Origin of the sequence: Agarivorans sp. Z349TD_8 (assembly GCF_050870825.2) — a bacterium.
Lineage (GTDB): Bacteria > Pseudomonadota > Gammaproteobacteria > Enterobacterales > Celerinatantimonadaceae > Agarivorans.
In genome coordinates this window covers 2,646,369-2,663,647 of sequence record NZ_CP194037.2, presented here as the reverse complement: position 1 = coordinate 2,663,647, position 17,279 = coordinate 2,646,369, and the positions used below count along the sequence as shown (strand labels likewise).

At 42.7% G+C, this 17,279-nt stretch carries 13 protein-coding genes; 6 read left to right on the top strand and 7 right to left on the bottom strand.

Features of this window, described 5'->3' with window-relative positions; translation table 11 throughout:
- Nucleotides 1-19: 19 nt before the first annotated feature.
- Nucleotides 20-643, bottom strand: a complete 624-nt coding sequence (gene imuA, locus ACRRS1_RS12010) for a translesion DNA synthesis-associated protein ImuA (protein ID WP_432467743.1) — start codon at nt 641-643, stop codon at nt 20-22.
- Between the two features lie 214 nt (nt 644-857).
- On the opposite strand from imuA, the gene fbp reads away from it, so the two are divergent.
- Nucleotides 858-1,874 (top strand): class 1 fructose-bisphosphatase, encoded by a 1,017-nt coding sequence (fbp, locus tag ACRRS1_RS12005; protein ID WP_432452951.1) that lies wholly within the window; start codon nt 858-860, stop codon nt 1,872-1,874.
- Nucleotides 1,875-1,888: 14 nt separating this feature from the next.
- Here fbp and ACRRS1_RS12000 read toward each other — a convergent pair whose 3' ends face one another.
- Nucleotides 1,889-2,683, bottom strand: coding sequence for a DUF1853 family protein (locus tag ACRRS1_RS12000; protein ID WP_432467745.1), 795 nt, complete (start codon nt 2,681-2,683; stop codon nt 1,889-1,891).
- Between the two features lie 136 nt (nt 2,684-2,819).
- Here ACRRS1_RS12000 and ACRRS1_RS11995 point away from each other — a divergent pair, with 136 nt between their 5' ends.
- The 4 genes from ACRRS1_RS11995 (at nt 2,820) to ACRRS1_RS11980 (ending at nt 5,611) form a co-directional block, all read left to right on the top strand.
- Nucleotides 2,820-3,023, top strand: a complete 204-nt coding sequence (locus ACRRS1_RS11995) for a DUF2517 family protein (protein ID WP_432452953.1) — start codon at nt 2,820-2,822, stop codon at nt 3,021-3,023.
- A 90-nt stretch (nt 3,024-3,113) separates the two neighbouring features.
- Nucleotides 3,114-3,866, top strand: a complete 753-nt coding sequence (locus ACRRS1_RS11990) for a Nif3-like dinuclear metal center hexameric protein (RefSeq protein WP_432463123.1) — start codon at nt 3,114-3,116, stop codon at nt 3,864-3,866.
- A gap of 156 nt (nt 3,867-4,022) precedes the next feature.
- The gene (locus tag ACRRS1_RS11985) at nt 4,023-4,214 is read left to right on the top strand and encodes a bacterioferritin-associated ferredoxin (RefSeq protein ID WP_432452956.1); all 192 of its coding nucleotides are present in this window, start codon (nt 4,023-4,025) and stop codon (nt 4,212-4,214) included.
- Between the two features lie 470 nt (nt 4,215-4,684).
- Nucleotides 4,685-5,611, top strand: a complete 927-nt coding sequence (locus ACRRS1_RS11980; RefSeq protein ID WP_432452957.1) for a branched-chain amino acid transaminase — start codon at nt 4,685-4,687, stop codon at nt 5,609-5,611.
- Between the two features lie 119 nt (nt 5,612-5,730).
- On the opposite strand, the gene ACRRS1_RS11975 is transcribed toward ACRRS1_RS11980, so the two are convergent.
- The 5 genes from ACRRS1_RS11975 to sbcB all read right to left on the bottom strand — a co-directional run bounded on the left by ACRRS1_RS11975 (nt 5,731) and on the right by sbcB (nt 11,455).
- Nucleotides 5,731-7,119, bottom strand: a complete 1,389-nt coding sequence (locus tag ACRRS1_RS11975; RefSeq protein ID WP_432467746.1) for a hypothetical protein — start codon at nt 7,117-7,119, stop codon at nt 5,731-5,733.
- 2 nt (nt 7,120-7,121) lie between these two features.
- Nucleotides 7,122-8,297 (bottom strand): formate-dependent phosphoribosylglycinamide formyltransferase, encoded by a 1,176-nt coding sequence (gene purT, locus ACRRS1_RS11970; protein WP_432467747.1) that lies wholly within the window; start codon nt 8,295-8,297, stop codon nt 7,122-7,124.
- Nucleotides 8,298-8,307: 10 nt separating this feature from the next.
- On the bottom strand, nt 8,308-9,153 hold the full coding sequence (gene cdd, locus ACRRS1_RS11965; protein ID WP_432467748.1) for a cytidine deaminase: 846 nt from the start codon (nt 9,151-9,153) through the stop codon (nt 8,308-8,310).
- Between the two features lie 268 nt (nt 9,154-9,421).
- Nucleotides 9,422-9,964 carry a hypothetical protein gene (locus tag ACRRS1_RS11960; protein ID WP_432463126.1) on the bottom strand — a complete coding sequence of 181 codons (543 nt, stop codon included), beginning with the start codon at nt 9,962-9,964 and terminating at the stop codon, nt 9,422-9,424.
- Nucleotides 9,965-10,042: 78 nt separating this feature from the next.
- Nucleotides 10,043-11,455: an exodeoxyribonuclease I gene (sbcB, locus tag ACRRS1_RS11955; RefSeq protein WP_432467749.1), complete on the bottom strand. Its 1,413-nt coding sequence runs from the start codon at nt 11,453-11,455 to the stop codon at nt 10,043-10,045.
- Nucleotides 11,456-11,832: 377 nt separating this feature from the next.
- Here sbcB and ACRRS1_RS11950 point away from each other — a divergent pair, with 377 nt between their 5' ends.
- Nucleotides 11,833-16,911, top strand: coding sequence for a PAS domain S-box protein (locus ACRRS1_RS11950; protein WP_432467750.1), 5,079 nt, complete (start codon nt 11,833-11,835; stop codon nt 16,909-16,911).
- Nucleotides 16,912-17,279 lie beyond the last annotated feature (368 nt).

The window sequence follows — 17,279 nt, the reverse complement described above, 5'->3', positions numbered from 1 at the left end:
CACATTGAGGGCTTTGCTATTAAACTTGACGAGGAATATGTTGCCCGTAGAGCGGAGCTGCGCCGCGTCGTTTTAATAGCTGGTAGCTGATTTGGTCGGTATTTCTATTGGGATGTAGTGCAATGCGAACACTAGCGCTGGAGCTTTGTTGTTGCTGCAAAGGTCTAAATAAATAACTGAGACAGTCGCCTTGTTCGGCAGCTAGTTGCAAGCGGCGACTGGCTTTTAAATCTAAATGATCAACCCAGCCTAACACGGCGCTGCAACAGCCACTTTTAAGGGCTTGTTCAATGGTCCAGATAATATCGCTGCACTGTTCTGGGCGGATCACAATCACCTTACTTATATCAATGTTGTGTTGTTGCAGTGCTGGGGCATTTGGCATGAACGGAGGCGCCACCCATATGATCCATTGTGATTTTTTACTTAATTTAGCCAGGGCCGGTAACAGCAGTTGTAGTTCCCCAATACCTTGTTGTTCATAGAGGACTTCTGTCATTGCGCCTTGTGGCCAACCTTGGCCTGGGAGCTGTTGATCAAGCTGTTCAAAGCCGCTTGCTTGTACCGTTAGCTGGCTGCGATGCCATTGCTTACCTTGCCAAACTTTGTTGTTCTGTAGCAGTTGATTGATTTGTTGTGCCATTGTTTGCTCCATGCTCTCAGTCGATGCCAAATTTAACGGCCTTACAATTACTGTATGTATATACAGTAGTGTTAATTTTATGCATTTGCAAATATTTTTTTGCTTATATGTATTACAATTGACTAATGATGCTAGTAATTTTTAATAAATACTTGCAAAATAACTGTGGAGATTGAAAAGGTTTTCATGGGCGAGTCAATAAATAGGGATACAAATGATAACTCTGGGTGAATACATAATTGAGAAGCAGCACCAGTTTCCTGAAGCTACGGGAGAGCTGACCCAACTGCTTGGGGCGATTCGTTTAGCCGCAAAGGTGGTTAACCGCGAAATCAATAAGGCTGGTTTAGTCGATATTATTGGCGCAACTGGCGTAGAAAATGTACAAGGAGAAGTACAACAAAAGCTCGATCTTTATGCCAATGAAATGTTTAAAGCGGCATTGGAAGCAAGGGGTGAAGTATGTGGTGTCGCTTCTGAAGAAGAAGATGAATTTGTTAGTTTTGATAGTACTCGTTCTATCGACAGTAAATACGTTGTTCTGATGGACCCCTTAGATGGTTCTTCTAATATTGATGTGAATGTATCGGTAGGCACTATTTTTTCTATTTATCGACGGATCAGTCCTTGTAGTTCCCCTGTTGTATTAGAAGACTTTTTGCAACCAGGCTATCGTCAGGTCGCGGCTGGTTACGTGGTTTATGGTTCATCAACTATGTTGGTCTATACCACGGGTCATGGCGTACATGGTTTTACCTGCGATCCATCTTTAGGTGTATTCTATTTATCCCACGAGAACATGACGATCCCTAAAGATGGGATTATCTATTCGATTAATGAAGGGAATTACCTTAAGTTTCCAACTGGGGTGAAGAAGTACCTCAAATATTGTCAAGAGATTGAACCGAATACTAATCGCCCCTATACCTCTCGTTACATTGGGTCTTTAGTGTCTGATTTCCATCGTAACTTGCTTAAGGGGGGGATCTACATTTATCCTTCAACAGCGTCTGCGCCCTCCGGGAAGCTACGCTTATTGTATGAGTGCAACCCAATGGCCTTCCTTATTGAGCAAGCAGGCGGTAAAGCCAGTGATGGCTTTAATCGAATTATGGATATTGAGCCGACTGAGTTACATCAACGTGTTCCTTTTTTCTGTGGCAGTACCAACATGGTTGAAACGGTTGAAGCGATGATGCGCGAATATTCTCTGGACGAGAATAAAGCTTAAGTTATCTCTTATTCCTAACTCGCTTTTGCCCTGATGAACCATTCGTCAGGGCAAACAAAAATTCTTTTCTGTTGTTGTGGACAATACAGTTGCACTGGCCGATCGATTTGCCAGCTTGTTGATTTAATGGGCTCTAACTGATGAGCCGGCGGGCTTAACCATTGCTGTTTATTGAGTTCACACCAATCTTCTCCTCGATGATTTTTTCGCCATTGTTGATGACTATACCAATGGAGACTCTGCAGTGTTTCACTGCGTTCCGGCGCTTGCTCGAACAGATAACCTGACAATATGATGCGCTGTTTAAATTGATAGTGTGAGTAAACTTGTCGTAGTGCTTGGATTTGTGGATGACGGCCGAGAGGGATCTGTTTGAGTAACAGTTTACTTAGCTTGTTGCTTAGCCGATCTTGCAGGTTTGGGCCAACATAATTGTAGGCACTACTGTTACTTTTTACGGCCAAATAAAATTTTAGGGCTAATTCCCAATGTTCAACCTTTTGCTGCCGATGATTTACGAGTAAGAAATCAATCGCACCCAGCGTCTTTCCATTTTCTTGTACGGGGATATTATCGGCTAATAACTGCCAATCGGGATGTCGTTTTATTAAGGCTCGCCATAGCTGTTCAAAATATAAACCTAAACGTGGGTGAGGTTTAATCGAAGGTAATCTGTTTAATTGGTTGAATAGGGCACTTTTCCATTGCTGCTGCCAAGCCAGATTTACACTATAGGGTAGCGAATAGGGAAGTAATGGCCGTGCATTTAAGCACCATTGCAAATCTTCTTGCAAGGTATTTGAATCCATTTATGTTTCTCTTTTGTTATTATATTTACAAATAATCAAACTATAAGTGTTTTTTTTAGTCAATTTCAACGATTTTTGTAGTTTAATTACTAAAATGCAGCTAATATTTTCTGGTCTAACCAGTTGAGGTCGTTCTATGAGTAAACAATATTCTCTCCCGCTTATTTGGCTGCGTCGTAGTGTATTACTACTTGTGGGTACTCTATTGTTCCCATGGATCGCACTATTAGGATTACGAGCTCCATTTTATAGTGCCTTACATCGACAATGGGTTAAACGTAATAATTTGCCAGCTTGGATGCAGCAGGCTGAGCGGATCAATCAGTTTGTTCTGTATTAAGTGAGCTACAGTGATGATATTTAGGCTAAGTACTTGTTTCTAGAGCTTGCTGCTACTTACAATACAGACAAACCATTGTGAGTGAGCCGAATGAAAAATACTCGATTAGAAAATATCCTGAATCAACATCTCGATAGCTTTAAATTTAAAGATTATTGCCCGAATGGTCTACAGGTTGAAGGGCGTGAATCGGTGCAGCGCATCGTTACCGGGGTGACGGCTTGCCAAGCCTTGATCGATCAGGCGATTGCTCATAAAGCTGATGCTATTTTAGTGCATCATGGCTTTTTCTGGAAAAATGAAGCAGCGGTTGTCACTGGTATGAAGCGCCGTCGCCTGCAGGCTTTGCTCAAGCATGATATTAATCTCTATGCCTATCACTTACCTTTAGATGTTCATCCGGAATTAGGCAACAACGCTCAATTGGCTAAGCGACTGGGCATGACACTGACACGGGGTTTAGAACCCTGGGATCCTCGCAGCGTGGCGATGGTAGGCAAGTTGGCTGAACCCATTTCCGGAGAGGCTTTTGCTGCGCAGATCGAAGCCGTGTTACAGCGTAAGCCCTTACATATTTCGAATCAGCGAAAAATTCATAAAGTGGGTATTTGCACGGGGGGTGGCCAGTCGTATTTAGGTTTAGCTGCGGAGCAGGGACTTGATGCCTTTGTGAGCGGAGAGATCTCTGAAAATACGGTACACACTGCCAGAGAGATGCAGATTGATTATTTTGCAGCTGGGCACCATGCCACCGAACGTTATGGGGTTCAAGCCTTAGGAGAATGGCTCGCCGAGCAGCATCAGTTAGATGTTCGTTTTATCGATGTCGATAACCCTGTTTAAACAAGCTACATGGCTTAATTGCGCTGTAAATTTTAGTTGGTTTATTATAGTTCTACAGTGGCGATTATCTGATTTTCTGCTAAATTGTAAAAAAATATTGCGAATGATAATAGTTCGCAATATAATTTAGCTATTGATGGGGATGAGGATTAATTCATGTTTGTATGTTTATGTCATAGCATCACAGATAAGCAAATTAAGCAGGCGGTTGAACAAGGCTGCGAAAGTTTGAGCGACGTGCGTGAACAGCTCGGGGTTGCTTCCGAATGCGGTCGTTGTGCGCGTATGGCGAAACAGATCATCAACAAACAATTAGAAGTGACACCTAAATATTACCAAGTCGCTTAAATTCCCCGCGGGTAGTTATTTTTGTTTTAATTACCCCCTCCCTCTAAGTTTGAGCTAACGCTTCATCTTCTAAGCCGTTTTCATCATCGTTGTGATGGTTCTATCTAATACCAATCTGATTCATTATATGCTCAACTTATTGCGCAGAATAAAGCGGCTGATACTAGGCACGAAGTGCAGTAACGAGTGGCTCTAATCACTAGATACATCACGCAGCTAACGGTGATTTAGCTCAGCAAGAACGAACTAATCATCAGTTAGATTGGCACCATGTTTAAACCGCGTCGCAAACGTTTTTCGAGTCCGTCCATCAAGTCTCATCAATCAACTATCGCAAACTTAGTTTTGAATTTAATCACTGCTTATGGCCGACCTTATGGTCTAGAATTGTGAGACCTGTTGCAGCGGCACAATGACTCCAATATGATGGTAGCCTGATGATAAGAAGACAGTAATTAGGAGACGCACATATGTCGATGGCAGACCGCGACGGATTGATTTGGTTTGATGGTGAAATGGTACCTTGGCGCGAAGCGAAAGTTCACGTGTTAACCCATACCTTACATTATGGTTTAGGTGTGTTTGAAGGCGTGAGGGCTTATGCCACCGATGATCAGGGCGCGTGTATCTTTAAGTTGCAAGAACATACTGATCGTCTATTCCGTTCTGCGCACATCTTAAATATGAAGCTGCCTTATTCTAAACAAGACATAAATGAAGCGCAGCGGGCAGTGGTAAGAGAAAACAAACTTGCGCATGCCTACTTACGTCCAATGTGTTTCTATGGTTCGGAAGGGATGGGCTTACGGGCTGATAATTTAAGTACCCACGTGATCGTTGCTGCCTGGGAATGGCCAGCCTATATGTCACCAGAGTCTAAAGAATTGGGGATTAAGATCCGCACCTCGTCTTATACTCGCCATCACGTGAATATTGCAATGACGAAAGCCAAAGCCAATGGTAATTATATTAATTCGATGTTGGCTTTAAAAGAAGCCTTGGATTGTGGTTGTGAAGAGGCTTTGTTACTCGATCCAGAAGGTTACGTTGCAGAAGGCAGTGGTGAAAACTTCTTTATGGTGCGTGATGGTGTTATCTATACACCGGAGTTAACCTCTTGCTTAGATGGGATTACTCGCAAAACCGTCATTCAAATTGCGCAAAGCTATGGTTATCAAGTGATTGAAAAACGAATTACCCGCGATGAAGTGTATATCGCTGACGAAGCTTTCTTTACTGGAACTGCGGCTGAAGTATTACCAATTCGCGAATTGGATGGCCGTCAAATTGGTAATGGTCAGCGTGGCCCAATTACCGAGCAGTTGCAATCGACCTATTTTGAAGCCGTGACTGGAAAACGTGCTAATTTACTCGATTGGTTAACACCAGTAGCTTAATGATTGAAATAATTGTGATTGAGGCATGCTAAACTTTTTGGCATGCCTGCCATTTTTATACACTCTTGAATCAATCAAACGTAAGCAATCACCCCGTACAATGAATCATTCCCCCAACATCAACTATCCTTCGGCTTAACGATTTGATCTTCTTCTCGATGGATCAATAAATCAAAGCCTTTATCTCGCCAGTATTGAATTAGATTAGGCTGTACGCCAAGAATGGCAAGCGCAATATGATGTTCCTGGCAATGCAGCTTTAGTTGTTGCCAAAAGTCTTTATTATCGTTGTTGATATTCAGTAAGATCCACATATCTAAGGATAATACCAAGATGTCGATCAGTTCGAATACGGTTACTTGATTCTTTAATTGAGCGATTAAGTTGGGCTGCCAAGCCAGTTGAAAGTGCTGTTGCTTTAAGCGGATTAATCTCGAAAGATGATCCATCGGTAAATCTGGACTAAAGACTAAAATTTGTTGAGGATAATGCGTTGCGAGGTGATTCAGGGAAGCGTGATTGCTTGTTAGCTGCTGTTTAAAATACGGCCAATAGTTGGCATTGAATAGCGCTGGCTTGCTTGATGGTCTATCGGAGTCGGATGGTTGCTGGAGAATCGGCCAATCCCAATAACCAAATAATTGTTGATCATCAATATTTTTAATCAGGTAACAACGATGCTCGGCGGCTTGTTCTTGCTGGTTGAGTTTATGGCGGTAACGTCGGAAAAATTGACGGCTCAGGTAAGCCACTTGTTGTTGGAATAAGCTTTGCTCGAAACAGGTGTAGAGATTTAAGCCATAATGTTTTGCTAGCAAAATAATGCTACTGCGTAGTCGAGAGTTGCTTTGAAAAACTAAAAATAAGCCGGGGCGATGTAGTACAGAAGCTAATATTTCGATAACCTCAACCAAATTAGGGTCATTGTCATATACCACGACTAATACTAGATTGGCCTGCCGTAATTGATGTCTTAAATTCTCTTGTTGGGGCCACCAGCGGTGATTATTGGTAAATTGTAAGTGGGACAGTTGTTCTGCGAACGATGAGTCTGGCTCCGGACTATACCAGTAAAGTCGTTTATTATTGAGCCATCGTTGATATTGCCGATTAATTTTGTAACACCAGAAAGTGAATTGTTCTTCAAACTCAATTTGTTCAGCGCAGTAGGTGAAATCTGCAATATCGAAGGCCATATCTGGCAGTTTGCCAACCAAAAATACCGACATTTGCGATTGCTCTTCTAGCAAGTTAGCTAACAGGCTTAACTGAGCACTATTGAGTTGGATGCAGTTAAATACAATGGCATCAAATTCGTTGGTTTGTTGAAGTTGCAGCTGTAGCTCTTCTAAGTGAGAGACTTGAATATGATCGATAGGATAATTGACTTGAAAAAGAGGCTGCTGAAACCACAATACTCGGAGTAGCTTTGAATTAGCGGGTAGAGTAGTTGGCGCTAATAATAGCGCCAGCTCCTCTTCATTTAAAGAAAATGAGTCCGCCGTCATTGTTAGTAATGAACCTTGATCGCTGCTGCAATTTGTTTGGCATGACTAACCGCTTGCTCGATGCTATCGGCGCGATTGAGCGCGACGCCCAAGCGGCGTTGGCCATTAATTTCGGGTTTAGAAAATAAGCGTACCTGGCTATTGGCTAAGTCTAAAGCTTCGCTTAATCCGCTAAACTTAATATCTTTGGATTGGCCTTCTCCCATGATCACCGCCGAAGCGCTGGCGCCAAATTGGTGGATTTGTTTGATCGGCAGGCCCAAGATGGCTTTGGCATGCAGGGCAAATTCAGATAAGTCTTGAGAAATTAAAGTCACCATTCCAGTATCATGTGGGCGAGGGGAAACCTCACTAAAGTAAACCTGGTCGCCTTTAATAAATAGTTCAACACCAAACAGACCATAGCCGCCTAATTCGCTAACAATCTTATGAGCTATTTCTTGAGATTTAGCCAGCGCTTGCTCAGACATTTGTTGTGGCTGCCAAGACTCGCGGTAATCACCATCTTGTTGGCGATGGCCAATAGGTGCGCAAAAATGAATGCCATCGATGGCGCTTACCGTGAGTAAGGTGATTTCGTAGTCAAAATCAACAAAACCTTCAACGATAATTCGTCCTGCACCGGAACGGCCGCCTTGCTGCGAGTAATCCCAAGCCGCAGTGACATCATTACTATTACGAAGTGTCGACTGGCCTTTACCTGAAGAGCTCATTACCGGTTTTAATACACAAGGTAATCCTACCTTGGCGACCGCCTGTTGGCAGTCCTCCAAGCTATCGGCAAATTGATAAGCAGATGTTGGCAGCTGCAATGTTTCTGCGGCTAAGCGGCGGATCCCTTCGCGATTCATGGTTAATTGAGTCGCTCTTGCGGTGGGCGTTACAGCAAAACCCTGTTGCTCTAACTCAACGAGGGTTTGAGTCGCAATTGCTTCAATCTCTGGAACAATGTGTTGCGGTTGTTCTTTGATGATGATGGCTTTTAAGGCTTCGCCATCTAACATATCGATGACATAACTGCGATGAGCAAGGTGCATCGCTGGGGCATTTGCATAACGGTCAACGGCGATAATTTCAACGCCATAACGTTGTAGTTCAATGGCAACTTCTTTACCGAGTTCGCCCGCCCCAAGTAATAACACTTTCGTTCCAGAAACGCTAAGCGCAGTTCCTAACATTTAGATGCTCCTATGTTTTAGAGTAACCATGATGAGTCATGGGTTTTTCAGAATATTCTGCGAAATTCTGTAATTCTTGCTTAAAACTAAACCGATTGTCGTTATGTTCCCATAATTCAAAGCGCTCAACTTTGTCTAAGCTCAGATGATTTAAATTCAGTTGAGATAATAAAGTGAGAAGCGGAGAGAGAGAAGGGCTAAAAGCAACGTTTTCGATATAACAGCTCCAAGCGAGCAATTTATCGCCTTGATAAGCGAACATTGCGCTTTGAGTGTGGCTATAGGGAGCATAACTGGCTTTGGCAAAATCACTCGGCTTATGTGCATCGCTGAGCGCTAAGTGATGTAAAGGAGCAGTAATGCCAAGATCCCCTGGGCCAAATGATTCAGGGAGTAATTGCGGTAGGCGGTAGTTTTGCTGATTAAAGCGGATCTGCAAGTCTTTTGCATTTTCCAGTTCATTCATGAATTGGCGGCAATAACCGCAAGGGGCGGCATTAATCACCAGACTTTCTATCGAGCTGGCTTGATGGCTCAAAGCATTGAAAATAGCACTTTGTTCGCCATGTAGGCTGCCCGTTAATGGGCCATAAGCTAACTCATAGTTTGCGCCCAAAAATAGCTGTTGTTGTGTATCGATAGCAATCGCGCCAACGTTAAAATGAGATTTTGGTGTTACCGCGAAGCTTGCTGCTAAAGGAAGCATTCTTTCAGCAAGCTCGAGAACACTACAACTTAGTTGTTTGCATAAAGCCGCACTTTGAGCACTGTTTAGCATGTGAGGCACTTGTTCTGTGAATAAAACTCGTTGTAAGGCTTGTAGTAAGGCTGGATCTTGGAGCTTGTTAGGTGACATATAAGGTTCCTCGATGTTGCTCGCGAGCGATAACAATCATTCGTTTATCAAGTCTTTGATTATAATTGTCGCAACGATCATTGACTTAACATTTCTGCCTATTTTCACCTTAACTCAACTACCGAGATACCAAGGTAACTAAAGATGTTGATCATTGATGATTTGGTTTTTCACGATTGAGCGTAAGGCATTGAGCAAAGTTAGTGAATGAGGGTCGAGCTTTACAAGTTATGGATGGGAGACTGGAGTGTTTCAAGTTGTTAGCGTTTTAGTACTTAAACTCAAAACCTAAGGAAAACTTACTATCGCCATAACCAGGAATATCGTGATTAGAAATAATGGTTTTTAGTGAGAGATATTCACTTAATGGGGCAACAAAACCTAGACCAACTGCAAACTCAGATTTGTCGGCTAAGTAGGCTAATTGGCGACGGCCCAAACCATGGTAGATGGAGTCTTTATGTAGCTGAGTATAGACTGAGTACTTAGGGTCGTAGATATGGCTAAATAATTCTAAACGAAATGAGTTGAAGGGCGTTTGAACCACTGGAATTGCAACCAGTTCGTATAAGTCAGATTCTGCAAAGTAACTATTGGTTAAGGTGGGAGAAAAATCAGTTTTTTGATAGGCCTGTTCGAATAGATGACCTAACAATGCAAATTGTTCTGCACTCAGCCTCAATAATGAAGAAGGGCGTATGGGTTGCTTATTTTCTGTGGCGTGACAAGTTGTAATACAACCAAACAACAAACTAAGCGCCAAGGCAAATGCCTTGACTGTCGATGCTTTTAATTGCTGAGTTTGTTCCATCAATCGTCAGTAATTGTTGTGATCTAGTGAATCAATTATAGCGAAAGGTTTGGCTTAAGCTAGTTGTTTGCTCACATTTTAAAGTAATTGTATATAGTCATAGAGCCTTTTTAAGATCTGAGTCTTGTTCGGGTCATTTTGATGCTCAATTAATAAGTCTTCTAAGTTTGGTAATATTTGACTCATTTGTTCACTTAATACGATTTGTCGGTGAGCTTGCCATTGCTGAAGTTCGTCTTCGCTTAAGCACTCGGGGTAATTTCTTGCTTTAAAACGCAATAGCAAGCGATTTAAGCGAGGATCGGCAAATTGAAACCGTTCCTTGGAAATTAGATTGGGGTCACTATCGCGTAATACTTGCATTAAATTTTTGTCTGCGTTGCCAACAAATCCTCGGTATAAACTGGTATCAGGATTGTCATCCTCGGCGAATTCACTCTCTAGCGAAAATACTTGGTTCAATTTTTCTTGAATTAGCAATTTATTGTTAACTAATAGATCGAGGCTTTGGCGACATTGTGATCGATTTAAACCCAATTGTTCCGCTCGTTCAGGCGTTAAGGTACTGGCGGGGGCTAACACCGGACACTTATTGGTGTGGACCAGTTTGACCGGGATCGGTAGTTCATCTGCAGCTAAATTGGCACGGGCAGTATAAAGGCGTTGGTTAATTTGCTCAGCGTTGAGCGCGAGTAATACACTGGCGTCTTGGTTCAAATCCACCACAATCATTGCATTTTTATTAACCGGGTGCCAAGCGATAGGGAGGATCCAAGATGCGCAGCCTTGTGTGGCACCAAACATGCCGGAAATATGAACTAAGGGTTTGTTATTTAATAAATCAAATTTTTCTGCAACCATCTTTTTATTCCGCATATTAAGTAAATAGCTGAACAACTTAGGTTGTTTATCTTTGATCAGTTTAGCCATAGCAATGGTTGCATACACATCGGAAACAGCATCATGAGCATTGGCATGGCTTAAACCGTTGGCCGCAGTGAGTAATTCGAGTCGAAAACTTACGATACCGTTCGCGTCAGTGGGCCACTCGATACCATCGGGGCGTAGCGCATAACAAGCACGAACCATATCAATCAGATCCCAACGTGAATTACCATTTTTCCATTCGCGTTCATAGGGGTCGAGAAAGTTTCTAAATAAAGTGTAGCGAGTCACTTCATCGTCAAAGCGAATGCTGTTGTAACCTACGCCACAGGTTCCTGGTTGACTAAACTCTTGGTTAATTTTGTCGATGAATTCGCTCTCTATCATCCCTTTTTGTAATGCCTGCTGCGGGGTAATGCCAGTCACTAAGCAAGCTTGTGGTTGAGGAATGTAGTCATTTGCCGGTTGGCAAAATAATTCAATTGGTTCGCCAATCGGATTTAGCTCCAAATCGGTCCGAATTGCGGCAAATTGGCAGGGTCGATCTCGCCCTGGGTGAATTCCGAAAGTTTCATAGTCGTGAAATAAAAAAGTTTGTTGGTTCATTGGTCTATCGTCACGCTTTGTAGATGCTTCACTGTTTTAATAAAACTAACCTTACCATAAAACAGAGTGAACAAACTTGCTCTCAGGATTGAGTGTTTAGTTTGCATACAGTAAGCCACTTTTTTAATGCTGCTACTTTCATCATTTGAAGTAGTGGGTATTGCTCTAGATTCACAGACTCATTTTGAGGGCCTTTGTTGCAAGTTATTGACTGAGGAACCCATGAAGATGACCTCGAGACCACAAAATGGATTATATAAAGATAAACCGCTTCGAGAGTAACTAAACTATATTTAGAAATATATCAGCAATATAGTTAAGTTTGTTGGTTTTAGCTGTTGTGTTCACTGAGCTGTATGCTATTTCAAGGATGAGATATGACAATGTTGCAGTCGTTATTTACCCTACTGATTTTGTTAATTGTGGTCGGTTTCTTTTTAAATAAATTACGTACTAGTTCTATCGAAAATTTGAGTGCTCTTTTTAGTTCTCGTAAAAGTATATTGGTTATTTTAGTGGTGGTGGTGTCCGCCATTGGTGTGATTGCGGCGATCACTAGTATTGGATTGATGCAATTAAAACATCATCGCTTCGTGCAAGTGGAAAATGTGGTGGAGTCGATACTCGATACCACTGATGCAGGCTTGGATGAATGGATGCAATCGTGGCAAGCGAAAGTTGATATCATTGCTCACGATCCAGCTTTTCAACATTTCTCATATGTGTTACTTGAAGCGGAGCATTCCAAACAAAGTTTAATCGAAAATCCTGCCTTGGCGGGCCTGCGTCAAACCGTTGCTAATTACCGTTCTATTTTTGATGATCTTGGTTTTGTCATTATTTCACAGCAGCGGATTAATATCGCATCGATGCATGACGATGAGATAGGCGAAATCAATGACATTACTCGCTATTATCCACATTTATTAACCCGAGCATTTGCAGGTGATACCGTGTTAATTCCACCGATCAGGCTGCAAGAGGGTGATCAAGAGCGATTTAAAGGGCCGCGGGGCAATAGCCATTCGACAATGTTTATTGTTGCTCCCATTCGAAATGGTGATGGGCAAGTGGTGGCATTACTTAGTTTACGCTTGGATCCAGAGCAAGAGTTTAGCAGTCTGTTAGAGGGAGCGAGGGTAGGTGAAACGGGTGAAACTTATTTAGTGAGTCGCTCCGGATTTCTAGTCTCACCAAGTAAATTTGAGGCGCAGCTACGCGAACTAGGGCTATTAGAGACCGGTCAATCCTCAGTTTTAAATATTAAGTTACAGGTTCCGAATGGTGACTCAGTACAACAAGAGTGGACGGAGAGTGGTTATGGGGTCCTAAATAAGCAAACTGGGGGAAATTTCGTTCACTATCTTGATTATCGCGGTGTTGCGGTGGTAGGTGCTTGGCACTGGGATAGGGACATGGAGATCGGCATTGTTTCTGAGATCGATTATCAAGAAGTGATGCAAGGCTATTCTCATTTTCGCAACATTGTATTGTTGCTACTTGCTGCAACTCTTACATTTAGTTTGTTTCTGTTTGTCTTAGTGTTTGGTTTAGTGAGAAAGCTTAATTTGCGGCTGAAGCGATCGAATATCGATTTGGAACAACAGGTGAAGCAACGAACTGCGGAGTTACAAGAGCGAGAACAAACCTTATGGGATCTATATGAAAATGCCCCTGTGGCCTATGCATCGTTGTCAACGGAAGGCGTATTTTTAAAGCACAATCATAATTTTGCAGAATTGTTAGGTGTCGAACGCAGTTTTTTTGAACAGCACCGGTGGCAAGATTTTGCTGCTGACCCACAGCAACAGCAAAAATCGCAACAGCTATTAGATGAGGTGATAGATGGCCAGAGTCTGACGGATAGAAACTTGATGATTAAGGCACCAGATGGTCGTGAATTACATCTGAGCGTTAGTATGACACCGCGAAGAAAGGGGAGTAATCAAGTTGCGGAAGTGAAAGTGTCACTTACAGATGTCACCGAACGTTACTTAGCACGGCTTGCGTTAGCGGATAATGAAGAGCGGATCCGAACCATTGTCGACACGATTGCTGATGGTATTATTTTAATTGACCAGCGCGGGATCATCAGTAGTTTTAGTCCCGCAGCCGAGCATATTTTTGGCTATCGTGAGGCAGAAATTGTTGGTAAAAATGTTAATCTATTGATGCCAAATGATATTTCCGTCGACCATGATGCTTATTTGAGCCAATATCAGTCAACAAATGGTTCCTTTGTATTTAGCAATGAACGAGAAGTGTTTGGACTTCGTAAGGGCGGTGAACCGTTTCCTATGGAATTAACGGTTAAAGAGATCTATTTAAAGGGTCAGCGTCATTTTACAGGGGTGGTTCGAGATATCACTGCTCGCAAAAAAGCTCAGCAAGAATTGGCGGATAGTGAGCGGCAATTTAGAACGTTAACCAATAATCTGCAATGCGTGGTGTATCGTATGCAATCACTCGAGGATGGCGGAAAAGATTGGTTATACCTGAGTGAACGTATTGAAGAACAGACTGGCTACCCACATCAAGACTTTATCGGGAAACATCCAAAACGCAACTATCGAGACTTAATTCACCCCGAAGATAAAGCGCAAGCCTTAGCATCGGTGAGTGAGGCCTATCGCCATGGCGGTCAAATATCCCAAGAATTTCGAATTATTGATGCGGCAGGTACTGTACGGCACGTATTACACAAAGCGGTGGTATCACATGACCAAGATAGCCAGCACAGCTATTCCGATGGGGTGATCTTCGATATTTCAGACCTTAAGCAGGTTGAGGCACAACTGCGTGAGAGTGAAGAGCGTTTAGATTCTGCTGCTTCTGGCGCAGGTTTGGGAATGTGGGATTATTACCCGCAAGAAGATCGGATCGAGGTGAATAATATCTATGAAAGCATGCTTGGTTATCAAGCCGGTGAACTTCGGGATGGCGTGGGTTTATGGGCCCGTTTGAAAAATGATACTCACACTTGGTTAAGTTTGATTCACCCGCATGATGTATTGAGTACCGAAGAAAAGTTAGCCGAACATTTAGCCGACAAAAGTGATTTTTTGCGTAACGAAATACGTCTTCGTTGTAAAAACGGCGAGTATCGGTGGATATTAAGTATTGGCCGTGTGTCTGAAGTCGACAGTGAAGGTCGGCCACTGCGGATTAGTGGTATTCATGTCGATATTGATGAAATCAAGCAATTAGAGGAGGCGCTGAATGATGCGAGAGCGCAGGCTGATGCGGCAAGTCAGGCGAAAAGTGACTTCTTAGCCAACATGTCACATGAAATTCGTACCCCTATGAACGCAATTATTGGGATGTCTTACCTCGCTTTGGAAACGCAACTCGACCCAAGACAGCGTAATTATATCGATAAGGTTCATCGCTCTGCGGAAGCCTTGTTGGGGATCATCAATGATATTTTAGATTTTTCGAAAATAGAGGCGGGTAAACTGGATATTGAGTCGGTGGGATTTCGCTTAGAAGACGTGTTAGATAATTTAGCTAATTTGGTGGGCTTAAAGGCCGAACAAAAAGGCTTAGAGTTACTGTTTGATATCGATCCCAATATACCAACGGCGCTGATTGGTGATTCCTTACGACTCACTCAAGTATTGGTTAACCTGTGTAACAATGCTATTAAATTTACCGAACAAGGCGTTGTGGTGTTGAAAATTGAGGGGTCTGAACTGACGGAAAATGCAATACGATTACACTTTGCGGTGACTGATACAGGGATTGGGATGTCGCCGGCACAACAAGAGAAGCTATTTAAACCTTTCTCTCAGGCCGACAGTTCGACCACTCGTAAGCATGGCGGAACTGGTTTGGGCTTGGCTATCTGTTTGAAATTAACAGAACTTATGGGAGGGAAGATTGCGTTGAAGAGTGAGGTTGGTCAAGGGAGTAGTTTTTATTTTGAGTTACCAATGTTGACTCAAGATAATACACTGCTGGTCAATGCCACCACGCATGCCAGCTTATCGCATTTAACCGCCCTAGTTGTGGATGATAACCAAAGTGCTCGACAAATTAACGTACAAGTCTTGCAAAGTTTTGGCTTAAGCGTCCACTCGACCGCCGGGGGGAAAGATGCTTTGGCTTTACTGCAATCCTTTGCGCCGGACGTCACGGTAGACATGGTGTTTATGGATTGGAAAATGCCGGATATGGACGGTGTGGAAACGGTTCGGCGCATCAGACAACTGGGATTGGATCCAGACGTGATCATGATTACTGCTTTTGGCCGCGAAGAGCTGAGTCAAGAGGCCAAAGGGGTACCTCTTGACGCAATATTAACCAAACCGGTTACGCCTTCTCATTTATTTGACACCATTATTCAGGTAAGAAAAATTGAAATATTTGAACAAACACGACGAGAAGTTAAGTTGCAGGGGGCTAATCAAGATATTGCCAACTTAGTCGGAGCCAATATATTGGTGGTTGAAGACAATGATATTAACCAAGAGTTAATTATCGAACTGCTCGAATCAAATCAAATTCATAGTCAGCTATGTTGTGATGGGGCAGAAGCCGTTGAATACCTCAGGACTCACCATGTGGATGGGGTGTTGATGGATTGTCAAATGCCGATTATGGATGGTTATACTGCAACCAAAGTTATCCGCCATCAATTAGCGCTTGCTGATTTACCAATTATTGCACTTACGGCTAACGCTTTGGCTGGCGATCGGCAAAAAGCCATCGATGCGGGGATGAATGATCACATTTCTAAACCGATTAATGTGAATAACTTGTTTGCGGTGCTGGCTAAATGGATCAATCTAGGGGAGCGTCCGCCGGAGACGCAAATACTCGATCATCGCTTGGTACAGCATCATGTTGATATACCCTTACCAGACATAGAAGGTATCGACACGGTTGTTGGCCTCGCGAATGCTAATGGTAGCAAGTCCCTCTATTGCAAACTTCTTAGCAAGTTCTCTCAGCAGGATGTGATTGATAGCTTAGTATTGGCTAATCTAGAGGAGCGACTTCAGGATGCTGAACGGATCGCACATACCATAAAAGGGGTGAGTGCGACTTTGGGTATGGCGTCTTTATCACAATTGGCGATGTCAATCGAAGGTCAAGCTGAGAGTGGTTTTATTAACGCTATCGACATTGAACAGTTACAAGCCAAGATGGTTCCTTTGCAACAGAGCTTACGAGAATATTTTACAGATAATCCAGAGACGTCGAATGGGGTCGATGATGAGTCTACTCCTGAGGTCTCAGATAAAGCCTTGAGTCTTTGTTTAGACAAACTCGCGACTTTATTAGAAGATTTCGACAGCGAAAGTAATGAATACTTGGATAATCATCATGAAATATTATCTCGATTTCCTCCATTGGCTAAAGAATTACAACGGCTTATTGAAGAATATGACTATGAGGCTGCTGGGCAGATTGTATTAAGTATGCAGCGTCAGTTAAACACCAATCCTGAATGATGAAGAGGTCCAAGGGTCTTTGGCGCTAAAACTAAGGATTTTAACTCTGACTTTGTCTATTACGGAGTTAAAAATCATAGCTCTTTAGGCACCTGAGTATCGCAACTGATGTGTGTGTTGGTTTGAAGGGTATTAGATACCTATAATATATTGCTTACTACGCCCACGTAATAATATCCTACCTGATCTATTCTAGCCTCTTTATGAGCTATTCTAAGGCTTCCGGTGATCTCACACTTTGCTTCATCTCCATTGAGCGCTGTGTCGCAAACACTCAATTCCAAGTAGTAATAAAGACGAGCCTCCTTTCCTTCATCCTACAAAATGTAAAAGCAACACTGGTATGCATTTAAATGTTGTGAGCTTAA

What these genes read in the sequence shown, in the direction of transcription:
- imuA (WP_432467743.1), bottom strand. Translation starts at nt 643, where the DNA reads ATGGCACAACAAATCAATCAACTGCTACAGAACAACAAAGTTTGGCAA.
- fbp (WP_432452951.1), top strand. Translation starts at nt 858, where the DNA reads ATGATAACTCTGGGTGAATACATAATTGAGAAGCAGCACCAGTTTCCT.
- ACRRS1_RS12000 (WP_432467745.1), bottom strand. Translation starts at nt 2,683, where the DNA reads ATGGATTCAAATACCTTGCAAGAAGATTTGCAATGGTGCTTAAATGCA.
- ACRRS1_RS11995 (WP_432452953.1), top strand. Translation starts at nt 2,820, where the DNA reads ATGAGTAAACAATATTCTCTCCCGCTTATTTGGCTGCGTCGTAGTGTA.
- ACRRS1_RS11990 (WP_432463123.1), top strand. Translation starts at nt 3,114, where the DNA reads ATGAAAAATACTCGATTAGAAAATATCCTGAATCAACATCTCGATAGC.
- ACRRS1_RS11985 (WP_432452956.1), top strand. Translation starts at nt 4,023, where the DNA reads ATGTTTGTATGTTTATGTCATAGCATCACAGATAAGCAAATTAAGCAG.
- ACRRS1_RS11980 (WP_432452957.1), top strand. Translation starts at nt 4,685, where the DNA reads ATGTCGATGGCAGACCGCGACGGATTGATTTGGTTTGATGGTGAAATG.
- ACRRS1_RS11975 (WP_432467746.1), bottom strand. Translation starts at nt 7,119, where the DNA reads ATGACGGCGGACTCATTTTCTTTAAATGAAGAGGAGCTGGCGCTATTA.
- purT (WP_432467747.1), bottom strand. Translation starts at nt 8,297, where the DNA reads ATGTTAGGAACTGCGCTTAGCGTTTCTGGAACGAAAGTGTTATTACTT.
- cdd (WP_432467748.1), bottom strand. Translation starts at nt 9,153, where the DNA reads ATGTCACCTAACAAGCTCCAAGATCCAGCCTTACTACAAGCCTTACAA.
- ACRRS1_RS11960 (WP_432463126.1), bottom strand. Translation starts at nt 9,964, where the DNA reads ATGGAACAAACTCAGCAATTAAAAGCATCGACAGTCAAGGCATTTGCC.
- sbcB (WP_432467749.1), bottom strand. Translation starts at nt 11,455, where the DNA reads ATGAACCAACAAACTTTTTTATTTCACGACTATGAAACTTTCGGAATT.
- ACRRS1_RS11950 (WP_432467750.1), top strand. Translation starts at nt 11,833, where the DNA reads ATGACAATGTTGCAGTCGTTATTTACCCTACTGATTTTGTTAATTGTG.